Raw genomic sequence first — 21219 nt, forward strand, 5'->3', positions numbered from 1 at the left:
CAGCGGTTATGCTCCAACCTCATCAACACGACAGGACGGCGCGTGACTGCACTGAACCCGCTGCACAGACTTTGGCTGACAGAAACCGTGCGCCTGCGGGAAGAACACGCCGGCCCCCTGGAAGACCTGGAAGCCAACCGCTTGGCCCGCACCGCCGGGGGCGACCTGGCCACGCGCATCCAGCAGCGTGCGCTGCACCTGGCCGAGCGCGATGGTTTGGCCGCCGCGCTCAGCCGCTGGCTGCAAGGCGCACGCCTGGCGCTGTTGTTACTGGCGGCGGTCGCCGTCATCAGCGGCGCCGGTTTGGCGTTCGCCGCGCTGGGTAATGGCCTGGCCCCGGTGAATGTGTTCTGGGCCTTGGGCAGCCTGCTCGGCCTGAACCTGATCTTGCTGATCAGTTGGGCCCTGGGCCTGCTGTTTGCCGGCGAACACAGCGCCAGCCTTGGCCGGCTGTGGTTGTGGCTCAGCGAGAAACTGGCCCGTGACGCCAAGGCCGCACAGTTGGCACCCGCGCTGCTGCTGTTGTTGCAACGGCAAAAACTCAATCGCTGGGCGGTGGGTGTGCTGGTCAACAGCTTGTGGCTGCTGGCCTTGCTCAGCGCCCTGGTGATCCTGCTGACCCTGCTCGCCACCCGCCGCTATGGGTTTGTGTGGGAAACCACCATTCTCGGCGCCGATACCTTTGTCGCCGTGACCCAGGCCCTCGGCACATTCCCGGCTCTGCTCGGTTTCAATGTGCCCACCGTGGAGATGATCCGCGCCAGCGGCGACTCCGCGCTGAATATCGAAAGCGCCCGCCAGGCCTGGGCGGCCTGGTTGGTGGGCGTGTTGCTGGTCTACGGTCTGCTGCCGCGGTTGATCCTTGCCTTACTGTGCCTGTGGCGATGGAAACGCGGGCGCGCAGCGTTGCACCTGGACCTCAACCTGCCCGGCTACGCCCAACTGCGCGAACGCCTGATGCCCAGCAGCGAGCGCCTGGGGGTCAACGATGTGGCGCCCGATCACCTGCACCCGATCAGCGGCGGCGCAAGTGAGCTGGAGAGTGATGGCGCCTTGCTGGTCGCCATCGAACTCGACGACCAACACCCTTGGCCCCCCAAACTGCCTGCCAACGTCAAGAACGCCGGCATCCTCGACAGCCGCGAATCACGCAACAAACTGCTGGAGCAACTCAGCCGTTTCCCACCCGCGCGCCTGGCCATCGCCTGTGACCCGCGCCGCTCGCCCGACCGTGGCAGCCTGGCACTGATCGCCGAGCTGGCACGCAGCGCCACCGACACTCGCGTATGGCTGCTGCAGGCACCACCGGGCCAGGCGCTGGACGCCGAGCGCCTGGGCGACTGGCATGCCGCGTTGCAACAGCTTGAAGTGTCGTTTGCCGATTGCGCGCCGCTCACTTGGCTGGAGACAGGTCATGACTAAACCGCTGAAACTCGCCGTGGTCGGCCATACCAACGTGGGCAAAACCTCATTGTTGCGCACCCTCACCCGCGATGTCGGCTTTGGCGAAGTGTCCCATCGCCCCAGCACCACGCGGCACGTGGAAGGTGCACGCCTATCGGTAGATGGCGAAGCTTTGCTGGAGCTGTACGACACTCCCGGCCTGGAAGACGCCATCGCCCTGCTCGATTACCTGGAACGCCTCGACCGCCCCGGCGAACGCCTGGATGGCCCTGCGCGGCTGGCGCGTTTCCTGGAAGGCAGCGAGGCGCGCCAGCGTTTCGAACAGGAAGCCAAGGTGTTGCGCCAATTGCTGGCCTCGGATGCCGGCCTGTACGTGATCGACGCTCGCGAGCCGGTGCTGGCCAAGTACCGCGACGAGCTGCAAGTGCTAGCCAGTTGCGGCAAGCCGTTGTTGCCGGTGCTCAATTTCGTCAGCAGCAGCGACCACCGCGAACCGGACTGGCGCGAAGCCCTGGCCCGCCTCGGCCTGCATGCGCTGGTGCGTTTCGACAGCGTGGCACCGCCCGAAGACGGCGAACGCCGGCTGTATGAAAGCCTGGCCCTGCTGCTGGAAAACTCACGGCCGCAGTTGGAACGCCTGATCCTCGATCAAGAAGCCCAGCGCCAGGCCCGCCAGCAAAGCGCCGCCCGCTTGATCGCCGAACTGTTGATCGACTGCGCGGCCTGCCGTCGCAGTGTGACAACCGAGAATGAGCCCCAAGCCGTCAGCGACTTACGCAAGGCCGTGCGCCAACGCGAACAAAAGTGCGTTGAAGCCCTGCTCAAACTGTTCGGCTTTCGCCCACAGGACGCGGCGGCCAGCGACCTGCCGCTGCTCGACGGTCGCTGGGGCGATGACTTGTTCAACCCCGAAACCCTCAAGCAACTTGGCGTGCGGGTCGGCGGCGGGATAGCTGCCGGAGCCGCTGCCGGTGCTGGCGTGGATCTACTGGTCGGCGGCCTGACCCTTGGCGCCGCGGCCCTGGCAGGCGCTATCGCTGGTGGCGCCCTGCAAACCGCACGCAGCTACGGCAGTCGCCTGCTCGGCAAGATCAAGGGCCAGCGCGAGCTGACCGTCGACGACAGCGTATTGCGCCTGCTCGCCTTGCGCCAACGCCAACTGCTCAAGGCCTTGAACCTGCGCGGCCATGCGGCGATGCACAGCATCAAGGTCGACACGCCCCAGGACAAAACCTGGCGCGAGGGCAAACTGCCCGACGCCTTGAACAAGGCCCGCGCCTATCCGCAATGGTCATCCCTCAACCCTCACGCGAAACTAAGCCAGGCCGAGCGCCAGGAGCAGGTTGAAGCCCTGGCCCAACGCCTGGACCAGACCTGAACCGCCAATGCCTGCCTGTTCCGGGTTCATCACGCTTCTCCCCATAACCTGCGGATATTGCGCTCGGCCATGGCCGGCCCCACGCTCATCCCTACGCCGGTGTGCATCAAGGCAGCGCTGACGCCAGGTGCCGCCTGCACAAACGAAAACGGCCCGGGGCCGCGAGCGCCGTAGACGCCTTGCCAGCGCTCGACCACCTGGATGTTGCACCCCAGGGTCTGCTGCGCCAGCTCGATCATCCAGTCATCGATCTGCTCGGCATTGAAGGGCGTCGGGTCGCTGTCGTAATGGTGGGAGTCGCCGATGATCAGTTCGCCATGGGGCGTGGGGCTGATCAGTAGGTGAATGCCGTGTTCCTGCAAATGTGGCGTTTCGCGCAGAATCTGCGCCTGGACCACAGCGGCTTCCGGCAGGTCGGCGAAAGCGCCGTAATGCACGCAACTTAAGCCGGTGAGCAGGGCGTGTTGCAGGTTCAGATTAAGCACCGGCCGCGCACGCAGCATTTGCAGGCGGCAGGTGTGCGGGTTGAGCGGGGCGATGGATTCGGCCAGCAGGGTTTGATAGTCGTGGCCTGAACAGACAACGATCTGCTCCCCGCGAAAGCTGCCGGCCGTGCTGTGCAGCTGGCCCGGCTCTACGTCACGTACCAGCGTGGAGAAGTGAAACTCCACGTGCAAGTGCTGGCTCAGGTAATGGATCAGCGCCGGGATCGCCTCGCGGGAGTACAGCTGCTGGTCATCCTTGCCATGCAAGGCGGCGCGGTGATGGCGGAACTGGCCGGCGTACAGGTCGTTCATGGCAGCGCCTTGCAGCAGCTGTACGTTGTAGCCGTGCTCCCGCGCGCGCCCGGCGCAGAAGGCTTCGAGCAGATGTTCTTCGGCTTCGGTGCGGGCGAACAGGTAGGAGCCATTGCGCTTGAGCGCCAGGCCCGCCGCTTGCGCCCACTGGCCCCAGATTTCGCGGCTTTCCCGCGCCAGGTCCAGCATTGGCCCTGGTGGTTGACCGGTGACCAGTGCCTGGCCGAAGTTGCGCACTGAGGCGCCCAATGGCGTGGCGCTGCGCTCGAACACCTTGACCTTGAGGCCGCGCCTGGCGGCGGCATAGGCGTGGGAGAGGCCGAGGATGCCGGCGCCGACGATCAGTAAATCGCTGTGTTGTGTCATGACATGATGTTCCTGTCCTTGAGGCCGCAATCGCAGGCAAGCCAGCTCCCACACTTGAACGGGTTCACACATCAAAATGTGGGAGCTGGCTTGCCTGCGATGAGGCCATCAGCCCTAACGAAAGTCCTACTGACCGGCTACCTTCTCCGACTTACCGTCATAACGCTTACGCCATTCGGCCAGGATGCTGTCACGGTTCCTGGAAGCCCAGACAAAGTCGTTCTTGATCAACCGTTGCTCATAGTCTGCCGGCAATTCGGTCTGCGGCTTGGCGATACCCGGTTGCGCGAGCACGGCGAAGTTTTCCTTGTACAGGTCCATCGCCGCGGTGCTAGCAGAGAAGTCGGCGAGTTTTTTCGCCGCGTCGGCATGGGCAGTGCCCTTGATCACAGCGGTGGCTTCGATCTCCCAGCCCAGGCCCTCTTTGGGCAGGATGATCTCCAGCGGCGCGCCCTGGCGTTTGAGCTGAACCGCCGGGTATTCGAAGGAAATGCCAATCGGGAACTCACCGGACGCCGCCAGCTTGCACGGCTTGGAGCCGGAGTGAACGTACTGGCCGATGTTCCGGTGCAGGTCGTCCATGTACAGCCAGCCTTGCTTCTCGCCGAACGTCTGGAGCCAGGCGCTGACATCCAGGAAGCCGGTGCCTGAAGACGCCGGGTTAGGCATCACGATCTTGCCCTTGTATTCGGGCTTGGTCAGGTCCTGCCAGCTCACCGGTTTGGTGAGGCCCTGCTTCTCGGCTTCGACGGTGTTGAAGCAGAGGGTGGCGGCCCACACGTCCATGCCCACCCAGGCCGGAGGGTTGGCGGCGTCGCGGTAGTGCTTGCCGATCTTGTCCAGGTCCTTGGGCGCGTAGTTGTCGAGCATGCCTTGCTGATCGAGGATCGCCAGGCTGGAGGCGGCCAGGCCCCACACCACGTCAGCCTGGGGGCGGTCTTTCTCGGCCAGCAGTTTGGCGGTGATGATGCCGGTGGAGTCGCGCACCCACTTGATCTCGACGTCGGGGTTGGCCTGTTCAAAAGCTTTTTTGTAGGTCTTCAATTGCTCGGCTTCAAGGGCCGTGTACACGGTCAACTCGGTCTTGGCGAAGGCATTCAGGCTGAATGCCGTGAGGACTGCAGCGACCAGCGCCAGGGGCTTGAACATGGAGCACCTCCTTCAGGGATGTTTTATTGGCCAGGTGCGCGCTGGCGCCAGGCTTGGGAGCGGCGCAGCGCGCCACGTGAAGCCCACGCCAGCAGCAGCGAGACGCTGGCCGAGGTGAACAGGATCAGGGTCGACATGGCCGCCGCGCCGCCCACATTGCCGGCGTCGTCCATGTTCAGCACGGCGACGGCGGCGAGGATGGTGTCGGGGCTGTAGAGGAAGATCGCGGCGGACACGGTGGTCATCGCCGAGACAAACAGGTAGCGCAGGATATCCAGCAGCGCCGGCAGGCAGATCGGCACCGTGACGCGCAGATAGTGGCGGTACAACGGTGCCTTGAGGGACAACGCGGCGGCTTCGAACTCGGCGTCCAACTGGCGCAAGGCAGTGGTCGCGGTCATCTGCGCGGTGGTCAGGTAGTGCGCAGTGGTGCACACCACCAGCAACGCCATGCTGCCGTACAACACATGCAACGGGTTGCCGTTGAGGTTGAAGAAGAACACGTAGCCCAGCCCCAGGACCAGGCCCGGCACGGCCATCGGCACGAAGCTGAGCATGCGCAGCGCCAGGTTGAGGTTCTTCTGGCCCTTGGTTTTTTCCATCAGGTAGGCGCCGGTGAAAATCAGCACGCTGCCGATCAACGCTGTGCACAGCGCCATGGTCAGGCTGTTGCGATAGGCCAGCCAGCCGCCGCCGGCGGTGTCTTCGAATTGGTAGTGGTTGAGCGACAGCGACAGGTTGTAGGGCCAGAACTTCACCAGCGAGGAGTACACCGCCATGCCGAACACCAGCAGCAACGCCGCGCAAATCAGCAGCACGACGGCCAGATAGCACCCGTCGCGCAGCCGCGATGGCGCTGGCTGGAACACCTGGGCGCGACCGCTCATCGCGTTGCCATGCCGACGGCGCAACCACGCATCCACGCCAAAGCTGAACAGTGCCGGCAGCAGCAACACCATGCCGATCAATGCGCCGCGACCGAACTGTTGCTGGCCGACCACCGCCTTGTAGGCTTCCAGCGCCAGCACCTGATAATCGCCGCCCACCACCACCGGTACTCCGAAGTCGGTGATGGTCAGGGTGAACACCAGGCAGAATGCGGCGAACACCGCCTGGCGCGTGGCCGGCCAGGTAATGCTGCGAAACGCCCGTGCCGGGCTGGCACCCATGCTCGAAGCGGCGTCGAACAAGCGTGCATCCGCCAGGGACAACGCCGACAGCAAAATCATCAAGGCATGGGGAAAGGTGTAGATCACCTCACCGAGCACAATGCCCCAGAAGCCGTAGATATTTTCCGAGAACAAGCCGCGCAGCAGGCCCTGGTTGCCGAACAGATAAACCAGGGCAATGCCCGGCAGCATCGACGGCGCCATCAATGGCAGCAATGACAGGCCGCGCCAGATGGACTTGCCGGGGATCAGCGTGCGTTGCAGGGCATAGGCAAACAAGTAGGCCAGCGGTACGACGATGGCCGCGACGCTGAGGGAAACTTTCAGGCTATTGCCCAGCAACCAGTGGAAGTTGGCGCTGCCCAGCAGTTCGCGAGCGGCTACCAAGCCACCGCCCTGCCCGGCTTCGCTGCTGAAGCCGCGCCAGAAGATCGCCAACAGCGGCAACAGCACCGCCACCACTAACAGGCCCAGCCAGAGCCACTTGCCGCCGACCACGAAGAGGCGGTCGCCCCACTCGGCGCGTGATACCTGACGCAGCACCGGCAATGTCATCACAGCCCCCATCTCAGGCAAACACCTGCAGGCTGCGCGGCGGCAACGCCACCCAGATGTCCTGGGCGCCCAGGCGCGGCATCGCTTCCGGCGCCAGTTCAGCCAGCAACGCATGGCCCGGCAATTGTTCCAACTCAAAGCTCATGCGGCAGCGGTTGCCGAGGAAGGTAATCTCGCGAACCTTGGCCGGGAACAGGTTTTCTTCATGCACCGGCGGGTTGACGCAAATGGCTTCCGGGCGGCAAAACAAGCGGCCGGACTGGGCGACACCCGCGTCCTCAGCCAGGCGCATGTTCAACCCACCCACCTGGGCATGGCTGGCGCTGTTACGGCTGAACGGCAACCAGTTGCCCTGGCCGACAAACTCCGCCACGAACGGCGTGGCCGGGCGGTCGTAGATTTCCTGGGGCGTGGCGTACTGCTCGACCTTGCCGTTGTTCATCACGGCGATGCGGTCGGCCATCAACATGGCTTCGTCCTGGTTGTGGGTCACCATCAAGGTGGTGATGCCCAGGCGCCGCTGCAGTTGGCGCAGTTCGGTGCACAGGTGCTCGCGCACCCGGGCATCGAGGGCCGACATCGGCTCATCCAACAGCAATAACGACGGCGCCGGCGCCAGTGCGCGGGCCAGGGCGACGCGCTGTTGCTGGCCGCCGGAGAGTTGGCCGGGGTACTTCTTTTCGCTGCCCACCAGCCCCACCAGCTCAAGCATCTGCGCGACCCGCTTGCGCACTTCATCGCGGCCGCTGCCGTTGAGGCCGTAGCCGATGTTCGCTTCAACGCTGAGGTTGGGAAACAACGCGTAGGACTGGAACAGGATGCCGTAGTCCCGCGCCTGGGGTGGCAGCAAGGACACGTCCCGCTCGCCCAGGTAAAGCTCACCGCTGTCCTGGCGCTCCAGGCCGGCGATGCAGCGCAGCAGTGTGGTCTTGCCGCAGCCGGAAGGGCCCAGCAGGCACACCAGCTCGCCGGCGGCGACGTCCAGGGAGACGTTGTCCAGCGCGGTGAAGGCGCCAAAGCGTTTCTGGATTGCGCGCACTTTCATCGGTGCGCCGGGTTGGGTCAGGGCTGTGTGCATGGTGGCACCTCATCGAACGGATGAAGGCCATGCTAGGGAGGCAATGCGTAGCGGGTGTGGCAGAAAGGCAAAAGGAGGTGATAGTGGTATTGGTGGATTTGTGTAGGACTCACGACCGCTATCGCAGGCAAGCCAGCTCCCACACTTGAATGGGTTCACCAATCAAAAATGTGGGAGCTGGCTTGCCTGCGATGGCTATTTAAAAGCCGCCATCAATGTTCAGAGGGGTGACATTTCCTGAGCCAGGCCAAGGAACGCCGCCGGCAGGCGCGCTCCTTTGCGCTCCTTGAGGCAATACAGATACTCCGGAATCTGCGGTGCATTCTCGATGGTCAGCACGCGCAACTGCGGGTCATGGGGCACTTCCTGGCGGGCGATGATGCTGATGCCGATATTGCGCAGCACCGCCTCGCGAATCGACTCACGGCTGCCAATCTCCAACAACGGCCCATATCCGACACCCGCATTCTTCAACATCTCTTCAGTCAGCCTGCGGGTAGTGGAGCCCGCTTCACGCATCAGCAAGGTATGCCCGACTAGCGCGCTCAACGAAACGTGATCGAGCTTGGCCAACGGGTGATTGCGGTGCACCGCCAGCACCAGCGGGTCGGTGCCCAGCACGCGGCGGATCAGCCGGGCGTCTTCCAGCAATTGCGATGAGGCCGCGACATCGACGCGGTAATCGTCCAGCGCCTCAAGCACCTGCTGGGAGTTGCCGATTTCCACCGACACGTCCACCTGGGGCAGGCGCTCGCGAAAGGCTTTGACCAGATCGAGGATGTAATACGGCGCCGTTGCGGCGATTCTCAGCGCACCCTGCACCTGGCCGTTGTTGCGCAGGAAAAACTCGATATCCGCTTCCTGCTGCAACAGCGCCTTGACCATCGGCAACAGCCGCGCGCCTTCGTCGCTGACGGTGAGGCGGCGGCCGCCACGGTAGAACAACTCGACGCCGTAGTGGCCTTCGAGGTTGCGAATCTGGGTGGTCACCGTGGGCTGGCTCAAGCCGAGTTTCTTCGCCGCCTGGGTAATGCTGCCCAGGCGGGCGACCATGAAAAACGCCTTTAACTCAGCACTCAGCACACCACCCTCTCATCCTCTATTTGCGCACCAGGCGCAGGCCATTGAACACCACCAGCAGGCTCACGCCCATGTCGGCGAAGACCGCCATCCACATGGTCGCCATGCCCATGAACGTGACGGCCAGGAAGATCGCCTTGATCACCAGCGCCAGGGCGATGTTCTGCTTGAGGATACTCGACGTTTGCCGCGACAACCGAATGAAAGCCGGAATCTTGCGCAAATCATCGTCCATCAGCGCCACGTCGGCGGTCTCGATAGCGGTATCGGTGCCCGCTGCGGCCATGGCAAAGCCGATCTCGGCACGAGCCAGGGCCGGGGCGTCGTTGATACCGTCACCGACCATGCCCACCCGATGGCCCTGGCCGTAGAGGGTTTCGATGGCTTGCAGTTTGTCGGTGGGTAACAGGTCGCCCTGGGCCTGGTCGATACCCACCTGGGCCGCAATGGCCTTGGCAGTGTGGGTGTTGTCGCCGGTGAGCATCAGGGTCTTGATGCCCAGGTCGTGCAACTGCTGGATGGCTTCGCGGCTGCTCTCCTTGACCGTGTCGGCCACGGCAAACAGCGCCAGCGGGCCAGACTTGTCCAACAGCAACACCACGGACTTGCCTTGTTTTTCCAGGGCAAAGAGTTTCTCTTCCAAGGCCGCGGAACACAGGCCGAGGTCTTCCACCAGGCGGTGGTTACCCAGGTGATAGGTCTGGCCGTTGATGTCACCCCGCACACCGCGCCCGGCCAGGGCCTCGAAGTTATCCACAGCGTGAGTCGACAGGTTTTTATCCACAGCCGCGTTGGCAATCGCCAGGGACACCGGGTGATCGGAACGCGATGCCAAGCTGGCCGCCAGGGCCGGCGCGCTGTCTTCGATATTCGGGAACAGCGGCAGGTAGTCGGTTTGCACCGGTTTGCCGTGGGTGATGGTGCCGGTCTTGTCGAGGGCCAGGTAGTCGAGCTTGTAGCCACCCTCCAGGTACACGCCGCCCTTGATCAGGATGCCTTTGCGCGCCGCTGCTGCCAGGCCGCTGACGATGGTCACCGGGGTGGAGATCACCAAGGCACAAGGGCAGGCCACCACCAGCAGCACGAGGGCGCGGTAGATCCAGTCAAACCACACGCCCGCCATGAACAGCGGCGGAATCACCGCCACACCGAGGGCAAACAGGAAGACAGCCGGGGTGTAGACCTTGGAGAAACTGTCGACAAACCGCTGGGTTGGGGCGCGTGCGCCTTGAGCCTGTTCCACCGCGTGGATGATCCGCGCCAGCGTGGAGTTGTTGGCCGCGGCGGTGACCTTGTACTCCAGGGCGCCGGCCTGGTTGATGGTGCCGGCAAACACTTTATCGCCCACGGTTTTTTCTATCGGCAGGCTTTCCCCGGTGATCGGTGCCTGGTCGATGGTGGACTGGCCGGCCGTGACTTCACCGTCGAGCCCGATGCGCTCGCCGGGTTTTACTCGGACAATCGCGCCAAGATCAATGCTTTTGACCTCTTGTTCCAACCAGGAACCGTCGACCTGGCGCACCGTGGCCTGTTCCGGGGTCATCTGCATCAGGCCGCTGATGGCGTTGCGCGCCCGGTCCAGGGACTTGGCCTCAATCAACTCGGCCACGGTGAACAGGAACATCACCATCGCCGCTTCCGGCCACTGGCCAATCAGGATCGCGCCCGTCACCGCGATGCTCATCAAGGCATTGATATTGAGGTTGAAGTTCTTCAGGGCAATCCAGCCCTTCTTGTAGGTGGTAAGGCCGCCGCTGAGAATCGACACCAACGCCACCAGCGCGATTACCCAGGTGGGCGCCACACCAGTGAAGTGCAACACCTCAGCCCCCAGGGCACCCACGCCCGACACCGCCAGCGGCCACCAATGTTTCTTGGCGGGCGGCGCGGCAGCGGGGCTGCCTTCTTCGATAGGGTCGGCCTGCATGCCGATGGACTTGATTGCCTCAATGATCGGCGCCGTGTTCGGCAGGTCATGGGTGACGCCGAGGATGCGGTTGATCAGGTTGAATTCCAGTTGCTGCACGCCAGCGAGCTTGCCCAGCTTGTTCTGGATCAGCGTCTGCTCGGTAGGGCAGTCCATGGCTTCGATGCGGAAGGTGCTCAGGCGCGAGCCGGCGGTGGGCGCTTCACTCAAGGTCACGATGGCAGGCCCGGCAGCGCCGGAGCAGCAGGAGCCGGAATGGCCGTGGTTATCCACTGGCGTGAGTTTGGCAGGCCCATGGTCATGTTTGTGATCATGGCCGTGGTCATGAGCGTGATCGTGATCGTGATCGTGATCGTGATCATGCTTGTGGTCGTGCTTGTGCGGGGTATGAATGGAGTGGCTCATCAGGTCGCGTCCGTAAAGGTGCCTGTTGCCAAGTAAAGACCCTGTAGCCACTATAGGGTCAAGCACCCATTTGGAGATTGCTGCGATGAAGATCGGCGAACTGGCCAAACTCACCGATTGCCCGGTGGAAACCATCCGTTATTACGAGAAGGAAAACCTGCTGCCGCCCCCGGCACGCACCGACGGCAACTACCGCGTATACACCCAGGCGCACACCGAGCGGCTGACCTTTATCCGCAACTGCCGCAGCCTGGATATGACCCTCGAAGAAATACGCAGCCTGCTGGGGCTGCGTGACAGCCCCCAGGACCAGTGTGAAAGCGTAAATGCGTTGATCGACGAGCATATCCATCATGTGAAAGCGCGGATCGATGGATTGCTGGCCTTGCAGGAGCAACTGCTGGACTTGCGCCAACGTTGCGGCGGTGGGAACCAGTGCGGGATCTTGCAGCAGTTGGAGGTCAGCGGAGGGATTTCGGCCAGCGAGGCCGAGCCTTCGCATGTGGGCAGAAGCCACGGCCATTAACTCAAGCGAACACCGAACCCATGTGGGAGCTGGCTTGCCTGCGATGGCGGTGGACCAGCGACATTGACGTCGCCTGACACTGCGCTATCGCAGGCAAGCCAGCTCCCACAATTTCTTCCCGCAACAGGCTTTAGATCGCCACGTCGGCCTTGATGCTTGGGTCGGCGTCGTAGCCCACGATTTCGAAGTCTTCGAACTTATAGTCGTAGATCGACGCAGGCTTGCGCTTGATCACCAGTTCCGGCAGTTTTTTCGGCGTACGCGCCAACTGGGTCTGGATCTGTTCCATGTGGTTGCTGTAGGCGTGGGTGTCGCCGGTGGTGACGATGATCTCGTGGGGGATCAGGTCGCACTGCTGGGCCAGCATGTGGGTCAGCAACGCCAGCGCAGCGGTGTTGTACGGCAGGCCCAGGAACACGTCGGAGCTGCGGATATACAGCTGCATCGACAGATGGCCGTCATGCACGAACGCCTGGTACAGCAAATGGCACGGCGGCAGGGCTTGCTTGCCGTTACGCGCGTTTTCCTGCGGACTCTGGGTTTCGTCCGGCAGGTATTCGACGTTCCAGCCGTGGAACAGGATGCGACGGCTGTTGGGGTTGGTCTTGAGCGTGTGCACCATGTAGTCGATCTGGTTGATCGTGCCGCCGTCCTTGGTCGGCCAGGCGGTCCACTGCTCGCCGTAGACCGGCCCCAGGTCGCCGTCTTCGGTGGCCCACTCGTCCCAAATCTTCACGCCATTTTCGTTGAGCCACTTGATGTTGGTGTTGCCGCTCAACATCCAGATCAGTTCGTTGGCGATGCTTTTGAAGTGCAGCTTCTTGGTGGTCAGCAGCGGGAAGCCGTCGGCCAGGTTATGCCGATACTGACGCGCAAACACAGCCTTGGTGCCGGTGCCCGTGCGGTCGCCCTTGGTCAGGCCATTGGTCACGACGTCCTGCAGCAGTTCGAGATATTGCTTCATGTTTTTACCCGTATCGTTGAAGCCAAGACCTCCTGGTCTTGGCATTCGAATTTAAAGCGCGGCGTTCTTCAGCGGCTGCGGGCGATTGTACGCCCACCACAGCATGCCCAGGCCCGCCAGGATCATCGGCAGGCTAAGCACCTGACCCATGGTCAGCCAGCCCCACGCCAGGTAGCCCAACTGCGCATCCGGTACCCGTACGAATTCGACGATAAAGCGGAAAAACCCGTAGAACAGCGCGAACATGCCCGACACGGCCATGGTTGGGCGTGGCTTGCGCGAGAAGATATAGAGAATAAGGAACAGCGCCACACCTTCCAACGCGAACTGGTACAGCTGCGACGGGTGGCGCGGCAATTGCGCCGGGTCGCTGAACGGCGGGAACACCATCGCCCACGGTACGTCGGTCGGCTTGCCCCACAGCTCGGCGTTGATAAAGTTACCAATGCGCCCGGCGCCCAGGCCGATCGGCACGAAGGGTGCGACGAAGTCCATCAGCTGGAAGAACGACTTGCCATTGCGCCGACCAAACCACCAGGCGGCAATCATCACGCCGATAAACCCACCGTGGAACGCCATGCCGCCCTTCCACACTTCGAAGATCAGGGTCGGGTTAGCGAGATACGCAGACAGGTCGTAGAACAGCACATACCCCAGGCGCCCGCCGACGATCACGCCCATCGACATCCAGAACACCATGTCGGAGAGCTTCTCCTTGGTCCAGGTCGGGTCGAAACGGTTCAGGCGCCGGGAAGCCAGCAGCCAGGCACCGCCGATGCCGATCAGGTACATCAACCCGTACCAATGGATTTTCAGCGGACCGATGGCCAGGGCCACCGGGTCGATCTGCGGGTAAGGCAGCATTGCGACTCCTCGTTAAAACATTTAGTCATGACGCACCGGACCATGCCGATGTGCGATTAAGCCTGCGTTACAGCTGCGAGATCAAATTAAGAAGTTCACATACACACCAAACAGCCCGGCATGTTAACGGATCAGAGGTGCGCGGCCCAACTTCGAGACGATGGAACACCGGCGCGTCTGTGGGTAGAGTGGCAAAAACACAAAAGGGGTCACCCGATGTGCCTGATTGTTTTCGCCTGGCGACCGGGCCATGCCCAGCCACTGATCGTCGCGGCCAACCGCGATGAGTTCTACGCCCGCCCCAGCCTGCCGCTGACCCAGTGGGCGGATGCGCCCCAGGTCTATGCCGGTCGCGATCAGGAGGCCGGGGGCACCTGGCTGGGGATGAACGCGGATGGGCGCTTTGCCGCCTTGACCAACATCCGCGACCCGCACCAGCCACCGGCACGCAAGTCTCGCGGCGAACTGGTTGCGCGGTTTCTCAGCGGTTCGCTGCCGATCGACGATTATTTGGCCGATGTGAATGGCCGCTCGATTGAATATGCCGGGTTCAACCTGCTGGTGGGCACGCAGGATGAGCTGTGGCACTACAACGCCAATGACACCGAGCCTACGCTGCTGAAGGCTGGGGTGTACGGGTTATCCAATGCCGGGCTGGATACGCCATGGCCGAAGCTGGTGAAGGCCAAAGCAGCGTTCAGCGCCGTGCTGGAAAACCCCGAGCCTGAGGCACTGCTGGGAATTCTCAGCGACCCGCAGACTGCCCCGTTTGCTGAGTTGCCGGACACCGGCGTAGGCCTGGCGACCGAAAGCCTGCTGTCGAGCGTGTTTATCGCCAGCCCCAGTTATGGGACACGGGCAAGCACAGCGCTGATTGTGAATGCCGATGGGACGCGGCGGATGCTGGAGCGCAGCTTTGGCCCGCACGGTGGGCGGCTGGGTGAGGTGGACCTGATGTTTTAGCGTTGCTTGGACCACCGCTATCGCAGGCAAGCCAGCCCCCACTGGGGAATGCATTCCACAGGTGGGAGCTGGCTTGCCTGCGATGAAGGCGCCTCGGTCTAGAGGGTTTTGGCCGAGGCCGGGTTGATCATCCGGGTCAACCCCAGGTTTTTCAGCGCCAATTGCAGCGAGCTGTGGATAACTTGCGGGTTGTCGATGGTCATCAACTCGGCGAGCAAATCCTTGGCCCTGCTCAACTCCACCTGGCGCAGCATCCACTTCACTTTCGGCAAGTTGGTGGCGTTCATCGACAGGCTGTCAAAGCCCATCGCCATCAACAGCACCGCCGCCGCCGGGTCGCCGGCCATTTCGCCGCAGATACTCACCGGCTTGCCTTCGGCATGGGCGTCGCGCACTACGTGTTGCAGCGCTTGCAGCACCGCCGGGTGCAGGTAGTCGTAGAGGTCGGCCACCCGTGGGTTGTTACGGTCCACGGCCAGCAGGTACTGGGTCAGGTCGTTGGAGCCTACCGACAGGAAGTCCACCTGCCGCGCCAGTTCCTTGGCCTGGTACACCGCCGCCGGGATTTCGATCATCACGCCAATCGGCGGCATCGGCACATCGGCGCCTTCGTCGCGCACTTCGCCCCAGGCGCGGTGGATCAGGTGCAGGGCTTCTTCCAGTTCATGGGTGCCGGAGATCATCGGCAGCAGGATACGCAGGTTGTTCAAGCCCTCGCTGGCCTTGAGCATGGCGCGGGTCTGGACGAGGAAGATTTCGGGATGGTCGAGGGTAACGCGAATACCACGCCAGCCAAGGAAGGGGTTGTCTTCCTTGATCGGGAAATAGGACAGTGACTTGTCGCCGCCAATATCCAGGCTGCGCATCGTCACCGGTAACGGGTGGAAGGCTTGCAGTTGCTCGCGATAAATCGCCAGCTGCTCCTTCTCGCTCGGGAAACGCTGGTTGATCATGAACGGCACTTCGGTGCGGTACAGACCCACCCCTTCGGCGCCGCGTTGTTGCGCACGGGCTACATCCGCCAGCAGGCCGGTGTTGACCAGCAGCGGTACGCGGTGGCCGTCGGGGGTGACACACGGCAGCTCGCGCAGCGAATCCAGGCCCTGGGCCAGTTGCTTCTCTTCTTCCACCACCTCGGCGTATTGCTTGCGCAGCACGTCGCTGGGGTTGGTGAATACCTCGCCGCGATGCCCGTCGACAATCATGTCGATACCATCGACCTTGGAATACGGCAGGTCCACCAGGCCCATCACCGTCGGGATACCCATGGCGCGGGCCAGGATCGCCACGTGGGAGTTACCCGAACCCAATACCGAGACCAGGCCTACCAGCTTGCCTTCAGGCACTTCGCCAAGCTGGGTGGCGGTCAATTCTTCACTGACCAGGATGGTGTTATCGGGGAAGACCATGTTGGTGCTGCGGTCTTCCTGCAGGTACGCCAACAGACGGCGACCCAGGTCGCGCACATCCGATGCCCGCTCGCGCAGGTAGGCGTCGTCCATCATTTCGAAACGGTTGACGTGATCGGTGACCACCTGGCGCAACGCGCCCTGGGCCCACTGGCCGGTCTTGATCACGGTCTTGACTTCGTTACCCAGGGACGCGTCGTCGAGCATCATCTGGTACACGTCGAACAGCGCACGCTCTTCGGGGCGCAACTGGGTGGCCAGCTTGGTCGACAGGTTGCGCATGTCGGCGCGCACGCCTTCGAGGGCGGTCTTGAACAGTTTGATCTCGGCGTCGATATCACTGACGCTCTTGTCCGGCACCACATCGAGGTCGGCTGGCGGCAGCATGACCACCGCGGTACCCACCGCGGCGCCTGGCGAACCCGGTACGCCGACGAACTTGGCTTCCTGGATGCCCTTGCCCTGGCGCCCCAGGCCGCGAATCGAGCCGGTCGCTTCGGCGTGGGCGATAACCCCGGCCAGTTGCGCGCTCATGGTCACCAGGAAGGCTTCTTCGCCTTCGTCGAACTGGCGACGCTCTTTTTGCTGGATGACCAACACGCCGACAACACGGCGGTGGTGAATGATCGGTGCGCCAAGGAACGAGGCGTAGCGCTCTTCACCGGTTTCGGCAAAGTAGCGATAACGCGGGTGATCGGCCGCGTTCTCGAGGTTCAGGGGTTCTTCACGCGTCCCCACCAGGCCCACCAGACCTTCATTGGGCGCCATGCTGACCTTGCCGATGGAGCGCTTGTTCAAGCCCTCCGTGGCCATCAGCACAAAACGGTTGGTCTCGGGGTCCAGCAGGTAAACCGAGCAGACCTGGCTGCCCATGGCTTCCTTGACGCGCAACACAATAATCCCCAACGCCGCCTTGAGATCCTTGGCGGAGTTAACTTCCTGGACGATCTTGCGCAGCGTATTGAGCATGGCTCGGGGTCGAACTCCGTCGTCAGTCGCGCGCTAAAAGGCGCGGGGCAAGCTCTTTGAGAGCGCGACGATAAACCTCGCGCTTGAATGTCACCACCTGGCCCAACGGATACCAATAGCTGACCCAGCGCCAGCCATCGAACTCCGGTTTACCGGTCAAATCCATCCGCACCCGCTGCTCGTTGGAGATCAGGCGCAAAAGAAACCATTTCTGCTTCTGGCCGATGCACAGCGGTTGGCTGTGGGTACGCACCAGGCGTTGCGGCAAACGATAGCGCAACCAGCCACGGGTACAGGCCAGAATTTGCACATCTTCGCGCTCAAGGCCGACTTCTTCGTTCAACTCACGGTACAAGGCGTCTTCAGGGGTTTCGTCGGGGTTGATTCCACCTTGAGGAAACTGCCAGGCATCTTGGTTGATTCGGCGAGCCCATAGCACCTGTCCGGCATCATTCGTCAGAATAATGCCGACATTAGGACGGAAACCATCGGGGTCGATCACGGCAACAACCTCGCAAACGCATGTCGCCGCATTGTTCCACAAAGGTTGTTCCAGCGGCAACGAGGCTTCTTACCTTATGTGCACTCTTGTGAAAAGACCGTATTCTGGACGCCTTTTTACAGACTTTTCAGCGAGTAACTGCAATGCGCCTGGCTTTATTCGACTTGGACAATACCCTTCTGGGCGGTGACAGCGATCACGCCTGGGGCGATTACCTGTGTGAACGCGGGATTCTCGACGCGGTAGCCTACAAGGCCCGCAACGACGAGTTCTACCAGGACTACCTGGCCGGCCGGCTGGATAACGCCGCCTACCTGAACTTCTGCCTGGAAATCCTCGGCCGCACCGAGATGGCCCAGCTGGACGCGTGGCACAACGACTACATGCGCGACTGCATCGAGCCCATCATGCTCCCCAAGGCCGTTGAACTGCTGGCCAAGCACCGCGCCGCCGGTGACAAGCTGGTGATCATCACCGCCACCAACCGCTTCGTCACCGCGCCGATTGCCGAACGCCTGGGCGTCGAGACCCTGATCGCCACCGAGTGCGAAATGGTGGATGGCCGTTATACCGGGCGCAGCACCGATGTGCCGTGCTTTCGCGAGGGCAAGGTGACGCGTTTGAACCGCTGGTTGGAAGAAACCGGGCATAGCCTGGAAGACAGCTACTTCTACAGCGATTCGATGAATGATTTGCCGTTGCTGGAGCAGGTGACGCACCCGGTGGCAGTGGATCCGGATCCGAATCTTCGTGCTGAGGCCCAGAAACGGGGTTGGCCGGTGATTACGCTGCGCAGCTGACAACGCTATCGCAGGCAAGCCAGCTCCCACATTTTGACTCTGTTCTCATGTTTGAATCCGGTCAAGTGTGGGAGCTGGCTTGCCTGCGATGAAGGCGACGCGGTTTCAAACAGGCTTGGCGCCCATAAGCCCGGCAATCGCCACAAACCCCACCAGGCTGACCACCGCCAGCACCAGGGTGAAATTCAGGCTCCCGCCCTCGCCCTTGCGCAGCCGATTGAGCCGCGCCACCAGCCAGAACCAGGCCAGCGCCGCCACGGTGTAGAGAATGCTGGAGCCCAAGATCCAGGTTTGCCCCAGTGGCCAGCCGAGCAGGTGCACCAGCCACCACCCGGTAAATGGCATGCTCACCAGGCAAATCCCCATCAGCAGCCATACAAATGCCCAGGGGCGCTGCACGGTCGCGGCCGGGCCGGCGCTGCGTTTACGCCACGCCAATACGGCCAGGCCGAGGCCGCTGAGCAGCAGCAATACGGTGGCGGTGATGTGGATCACCTTGAGGGTAGTCAGCGTTTCCATGGTCTCTATTCCTTATAGGCCGCTCAGTCAGCGTAGTCGCTCAACCGAGGAACAGCTGGTAAGCGGGGTTTTCGCTTTCATCCCAGTACGGGTAACCGATTTGCGCCAACGCGGCAGGCACCAGGTGGCGCTCGTCCGCCGGTACTTGCAAGCCCGCCACCACTCGGCCGTCAGCCGCGCCGTGGTTGCGGTAGTGGAACATCGAGATGTTCCAGCGCCCGCCGAGCTTGTGGAGAAAGTTGAACAACGCCCCCGGCCGCTCCGGAAACTCGAAACGAAACACTAACTCGTCGCTGACTTTGGCCGCATGCCCGCCGACCATATGGCGAATGTGCAACTTGGCCAGTTCGTTCTCGGTAAGGTCCAGCACCGGGAAACCCTGGCTGGTCAAACTGGCTACCAACGCGCTGCGCGGGTCGTTCTCCGGGTGGGTCTGCACGCCGACGAAAATGTGCGCTTCGCTGCCGGAGTGGTAGCGGTAATTGAATTCGGTGATCTGGCGCTTGCCCACCGCTTCGCAGAAGGCCTTGAAGCTGCCCGGCCGCTCGGGGATGGTCACCGCGATGATAGCCTCACGGCCTTCACCGAGTTCGGCGCGCTCGGCCACATGGCGCAAACGGTCGAAGTTGACGTTGGCGCCCGAGTCGATGGCGACAAAGGTCTGGCCGCTGACACCGCGGGTCTCGACGTACTTTTTGATCCCGGCCACGCCCAGCGCGCCGGCCGGCTCGGTGATGGAGCGGGTATCGTCGTAGATGTCCTTGATCGCCGCACAGATTTCATCGGTACTGACGGTGATCACTTCATCCACATAGTGCTTGCAGATGTCGAAGGTGTGCTGGCCGATCTGCGCCACTGCCACGCCGTCGGCAAAGAGGCCGACGGTCGGCAATACCACGCGCTCGCCCGCCGCCATGGCGGCTTGCAGGCAGTTGGAATCGTCAGGCTCCACGCCGATGATCTTGATCTCCGGGCGCAGGTATTTCACGTACGCCGCAATCCCGGCGATCAGACCGCCGCCGCCCACCGGTACGAAAATCGCGTCCAGCGGCCCTGGGTGCTGGCGCAGGATTTCCATCGCCACGGTGCCCTGCCCGGCAATGGTGTGCGGATCATCGTAGGGGTGGATGTAGACGTAGCCTTTTTCGTCGACCAGCTTGAGCGAGTAGGCCAGGGCTTCCGGGAAGGAATCACCGTGCAACACCACTTTACCGCCACGGGAGCGCACGCCTTCGACCTTGATCTCCGGGGTGGTCTTGGGCATCACGATGGTGGCTTTCACCCCCAGCACCTTGGCCGCCAGGGCCAGGCCCTGGGCATGGTTGCCGGCCGACGCGGTGACGACGCCGCGCGCACGTTCTTCGGCGCTGAGCTGGGTCAGCTTGTTGTAGGCGCCGCGAATCTTGAACGAGAACACCGGCTGCAAGTCTTCGCGCTTGAGCCAAATCTTGTTACCCAGCCGCTCGGAGAGCTGGCGGGCAGTCTGCAAGGGGGTTTCGACAGCGATGTCGTAAACACGCGAGGTGAGGATTTTTTTGACGTAGTGTTCAAGCATCGGCAGGCATCTACTTCACGGGTTGGGCAGGGCCAAGGAGTCTAACCCAGCGTTTGGCCGGGCGACCACACGAATCCCGAGGTTTTGTTGGGTTATACTCGCCGCCCTCGTTAATTCCCCGCCCGTTCCGGAGCCCGCATGACCCAGGATCAACTCAAACAGGCAGTGGCCCAGGCCGCTGTCGATTTAATCCTTCCTAAACTCGACGACAAGAGCATCGTCGGTGTCGGCACCGGCTCCACCGCCAACTGCTTTATCGACGCACTGGCCCAGCACAAGGGCGCGTTCGACGGCGCCGTGGCCAGTTCCGAAGCCACCGCTGCCCGCCTCAAGGGCCATGGCATTCCGGTGTACGAGCTCAACACCGTGAGCGACCTGGAGTTCTACGTCGACGGCGCGGATGAAAGCGACGAGCACCTGAACCTGATCAAAGGCGGCGGCGCGGCCCTGACCCGCGAGAAGATTGTCGCGGCCGTGGCCAAGACCTTCATTTGCATCGCCGACGCGAGCAAGCTGGTCCCCGTGCTGGGCACGTTCCCACTGCCGGTGGAAGTCATCCCCATGGCCCGCAGCCACGTGGCCCGCGAGCTGGTAAAACTGGGCGGCGACCCGGTGTACCGCGAAGGTGTGTTGACCGACAACGGCAACATCATCCTCGACGTGTTCAATATGCAGATCACCAACCCGGTGGAGCTGGAGACGCAGATCAACGCCATTGTGGGCGTGGTCACCAACGGCCTGTTCGCGGCGCGCCCGGCGGATGTATTGCTGCTGGGCACACCGGAAGGCGTGAAAACCCTCAAGGCCTGACCTTGTGGGAGCCGGGTTTGCCCGCGATGC

General features: G+C 62.6%; 18 protein-coding genes. 6 read left to right on the forward strand and 12 right to left on the reverse strand.

The window, feature by feature from the left end; genetic code table 11:
• Positions 1–42 precede the first annotated feature (42 nt).
• Entirely contained in the window at positions 43–1422 is a 1380-nt protein-coding gene (locus CLM72_RS26780; RefSeq protein ID WP_105228878.1) for a DUF2868 domain-containing protein, read from the forward strand.
• The gene (locus CLM72_RS26785) at positions 1415–2782 is read left to right on the forward strand and encodes a DUF3482 domain-containing protein (RefSeq protein ID WP_034128968.1); all 1368 of its coding nucleotides are present in this window, start codon (positions 1415–1417) and stop codon (positions 2780–2782) included. The genes CLM72_RS26780 and CLM72_RS26785 overlap by 8 nt, the downstream gene beginning before the upstream one ends.
• A 29-nt stretch (positions 2783–2811) precedes the next feature.
• On the opposite strand, the gene CLM72_RS26790 is transcribed toward CLM72_RS26785, so the two are convergent.
• The 6 genes from CLM72_RS26790 to CLM72_RS26815 all read right to left on the reverse strand — a co-directional run bounded on the left by CLM72_RS26790 (position 2812) and on the right by CLM72_RS26815 (position 11308).
• Positions 2812–3945: a TIGR03364 family FAD-dependent oxidoreductase gene (locus CLM72_RS26790; protein ID WP_105228879.1), complete on the reverse strand. Its 1134-nt coding sequence runs from the start codon at positions 3943–3945 to the stop codon at positions 2812–2814.
• A 126-nt stretch (positions 3946–4071) separates the two neighbouring features.
• Positions 4072–5094, reverse strand: coding sequence for a putative 2-aminoethylphosphonate ABC transporter substrate-binding protein (locus CLM72_RS26795; protein ID WP_105228880.1), 1023 nt, complete (start codon positions 5092–5094; stop codon positions 4072–4074).
• A gap of 23 nt (positions 5095–5117) precedes the next feature.
• On the reverse strand, positions 5118–6830 hold the full coding sequence (locus CLM72_RS26800) for a putative 2-aminoethylphosphonate ABC transporter permease subunit (RefSeq protein WP_105228881.1): 1713 nt from the start codon (positions 6828–6830) through the stop codon (positions 5118–5120).
• Between the two features lies 1 nt (position 6831).
• Positions 6832–7896 (reverse strand): putative 2-aminoethylphosphonate ABC transporter ATP-binding protein, encoded by a 1065-nt coding sequence (locus tag CLM72_RS26805; protein WP_105228882.1) that lies wholly within the window; start codon positions 7894–7896, stop codon positions 6832–6834.
• A gap of 219 nt (positions 7897–8115) precedes the next feature.
• Positions 8116–8979: a LysR family transcriptional regulator gene (locus CLM72_RS26810; RefSeq protein ID WP_105228883.1), complete on the reverse strand. Its 864-nt coding sequence runs from the start codon at positions 8977–8979 to the stop codon at positions 8116–8118.
• 16 nt (positions 8980–8995) lie between these two features.
• Positions 8996–11308, reverse strand: coding sequence for a heavy metal translocating P-type ATPase (locus CLM72_RS26815; protein ID WP_105228884.1), 2313 nt, complete (start codon positions 11306–11308; stop codon positions 8996–8998).
• An 85-nt stretch (positions 11309–11393) separates the two neighbouring features.
• On the opposite strand from CLM72_RS26815, the gene cadR reads away from it, so the two are divergent.
• The gene (cadR, locus tag CLM72_RS26820) at positions 11394–11834 is read left to right on the forward strand and encodes a Cd(II)/Pb(II)-responsive transcriptional regulator (RefSeq protein WP_105228885.1); all 441 of its coding nucleotides are present in this window, start codon (positions 11394–11396) and stop codon (positions 11832–11834) included.
• Between the two features lie 130 nt (positions 11835–11964).
• On the opposite strand, the gene CLM72_RS26825 is transcribed toward cadR, so the two are convergent.
• Positions 11965–12798, reverse strand: coding sequence for a thymidylate synthase (locus CLM72_RS26825; RefSeq protein WP_014720362.1), 834 nt, complete (start codon positions 12796–12798; stop codon positions 11965–11967).
• Positions 12799–12849: 51 nt separating this feature from the next.
• Positions 12850–13662: a prolipoprotein diacylglyceryl transferase gene (gene lgt, locus CLM72_RS26830; protein WP_105228886.1), complete on the reverse strand. Its 813-nt coding sequence runs from the start codon at positions 13660–13662 to the stop codon at positions 12850–12852.
• A 216-nt stretch (positions 13663–13878) separates the two neighbouring features.
• On the opposite strand from lgt, the gene CLM72_RS26835 reads away from it, so the two are divergent.
• Positions 13879–14625, forward strand: coding sequence for an NRDE family protein (locus CLM72_RS26835; RefSeq protein WP_105228887.1), 747 nt, complete (start codon positions 13879–13881; stop codon positions 14623–14625).
• A gap of 98 nt (positions 14626–14723) precedes the next feature.
• Here the strand turns inward: CLM72_RS26835 and ptsP are convergent, their stop codons facing one another.
• Positions 14724–17003: a phosphoenolpyruvate--protein phosphotransferase gene (gene ptsP, locus CLM72_RS26840; RefSeq protein WP_003195193.1), complete on the reverse strand. Its 2280-nt coding sequence runs from the start codon at positions 17001–17003 to the stop codon at positions 14724–14726.
• Positions 17004–17025: 22 nt separating this feature from the next.
• The gene (locus tag CLM72_RS26845) at positions 17026–17505 is read right to left on the reverse strand and encodes an RNA pyrophosphohydrolase (protein ID WP_003176750.1); all 480 of its coding nucleotides are present in this window, start codon (positions 17503–17505) and stop codon (positions 17026–17028) included.
• A 143-nt stretch (positions 17506–17648) separates the two neighbouring features.
• Between CLM72_RS26845 and CLM72_RS26850 the strand changes: the two genes are divergently transcribed.
• Positions 17649–18305: an HAD family phosphatase gene (locus CLM72_RS26850; protein WP_105228888.1), complete on the forward strand. Its 657-nt coding sequence runs from the start codon at positions 17649–17651 to the stop codon at positions 18303–18305.
• A 105-nt stretch (positions 18306–18410) separates the two neighbouring features.
• On the opposite strand, the gene CLM72_RS26855 is transcribed toward CLM72_RS26850, so the two are convergent.
• Positions 18411–18824 (reverse strand): DUF2269 family protein, encoded by a 414-nt coding sequence (locus CLM72_RS26855; protein WP_014720366.1) that lies wholly within the window; start codon positions 18822–18824, stop codon positions 18411–18413.
• Positions 18825–18864: 40 nt separating this feature from the next.
• Positions 18865–20379 (reverse strand): threonine ammonia-lyase, biosynthetic, encoded by a 1515-nt coding sequence (gene ilvA, locus CLM72_RS26860; protein WP_105228889.1) that lies wholly within the window; start codon positions 20377–20379, stop codon positions 18865–18867.
• A 138-nt stretch (positions 20380–20517) separates the two neighbouring features.
• Here ilvA and rpiA point away from each other — a divergent pair, with 138 nt between their 5' ends.
• Positions 20518–21189, forward strand: coding sequence for a ribose-5-phosphate isomerase RpiA (gene rpiA / locus CLM72_RS26865; RefSeq protein ID WP_003195201.1), 672 nt, complete (start codon positions 20518–20520; stop codon positions 21187–21189).
• Positions 21190–21219 lie beyond the last annotated feature (30 nt).

The organism is Pseudomonas sp. MYb193, from assembly GCF_002966775.1.
Lineage (GTDB): Bacteria > Pseudomonadota > Gammaproteobacteria > Pseudomonadales > Pseudomonadaceae > Aquipseudomonas > Aquipseudomonas paracarnis.